Annotated in this window: 2 protein-coding genes; one reads left to right on the plus strand and one right to left on the minus strand. The window is 35.1% G+C overall.

The window, feature by feature from the left end; all coding sequences use genetic code 11:
* Positions 1 to 118 precede the first annotated feature (118 nt).
* Positions 119 to 1,120 carry an endonuclease/exonuclease/phosphatase family protein gene (locus HT730_RS10280; protein WP_050207961.1) on the minus strand — a complete coding sequence of 334 codons (1,002 nt, stop codon included), beginning with the start codon at positions 1,118 to 1,120 and terminating at the stop codon, positions 119 to 121.
* 156 nt (positions 1,121 to 1,276) lie between these two features.
* Here HT730_RS10280 and HT730_RS10285 point away from each other — a divergent pair.
* Positions 1,277 to 1,523 (plus strand): helix-turn-helix domain-containing protein (locus HT730_RS10285; RefSeq protein WP_173307531.1); only part of this gene is annotated, 247 nt, incomplete at its 3' end.

Below are 1,523 nucleotides of genomic sequence, written 5' to 3' on the forward strand. Positions count from 1 at the left end.
AGGTTGCTCAAAACACTGTTTTGAGGTTGTAGATAAGACTGACGAAGTCAGTAACCATATGTCTAAGGTAAGTCGACGCTGACGTGGTTTGAAGAGATTGTCGAAGAGTATAAAATAATTAAAATGTGATTTCTGTAAAAATACATCTATGATCAGAGTTTTGAAAACTTACAATGTCTAAATCTTTAACATAGTAGTGGTTTTTAGGCAATAAGATATGATCTATTGTTGCATTAAAAAGTTTTGGACTTTGGCTATTCCAAGTTCCTCTTTCAAAAGGTGGAAGTGCATTTAATGCGTCCCTATGAGAGCTTATTTTTGCAAGTGCTCCATGACGCATAGTTGCATTAAAATCACCTGCAATAATAGCCTTTGGATATTTTGAAGCCAATTGATTATGAATGATGTTTAAGTCTTGCTTCCAGATTTCCATTAAACCTGGCAGAGGAGGAGCAGTATGCAAAGCAATGATATCTGGTATATTTTGTTTTCTCGAATGTAATACAATTGTCCCGAACCGTGTTGTATGGAAAGTTTTAGCTTCTGTATAGAAACCATAACTTTTCTTGACAATCACAGTCACAGGAGCTATTCCACTGTCAGTAGGTGGAGAAGTAAAAATATCATAGTTGGCTATAGAAAGTCCAACTTGATGAAACAATAGTTTGATTCTCTGGTTTTCTTGCTCACCTCTGATATTGGTAGCTAGTTCAGGGAATATAGCCATATCGGCATCAAAATGGCTAAAAATTCGCTCAATATGTTGTGCTTCTATTTGATTAGCGACGTTCCAAGTTACTAATTTTAAGGTTTTAGTCTTATTTGATACGGAAGAAAGGGTTTTATCTGTTCCGAATAATAGTAATATGAACGATAGTAAGAGAAAGATGCTAGAATAAAACCGTATTTGTTTATTTTTCTTGTAAAAAGATAGGGAAAAAAATACGAAACTTAAAATAGAAACCATAGTTGCAGTAGCTAAGGGGAAGGCATAAATCTGTGCCAAGATAGGTCTGGTAGATAGCCAAATATTAAGATTAGAAGATGGAAAAAAAGAATAAGCTATGATAGGGATAGCAAAGAGAATGACAGAAAATGCAGAGAGAAATATTTTAATCATTGTATGAGTACCTCGATTTGCAATGGTTGCTCGGAGCTAATGTGACTTTGTGACTTTACTTGATTGATACTCTTTTTCTTGTCTTCCTTATAGATTAAGTACAACCCAAGTAAAAAAAAGTCCAATTTAAGATTGAAATGATTAAAAGTCACGGAGATGCAAGACAATTATACTACAAAAGGCAAACATTTGACAATCGATAGTCGTCGCTTAATCGAACGATGGAAAAAGGGAAAATCAAATAGAGAAATTGCCTCTCTACTTGGAAAAGCTCCTCAAACTATCTATACTGAAATCAAGCGTGGGACAGTCCGAAAATGTCTTGGAAAAGGGCGCTTCAAAGAGGTTTATTCTGCCGACTATGCTCAACAGTCTTATGAAAATAATCGCAAGCGCTCGGTCA

Origin of the sequence: Streptococcus sp. k-628 (genome assembly GCF_013277475.1) — a bacterium.
Classification (GTDB): Bacteria; Bacillota; Bacilli; order Lactobacillales; family Streptococcaceae; genus Streptococcus.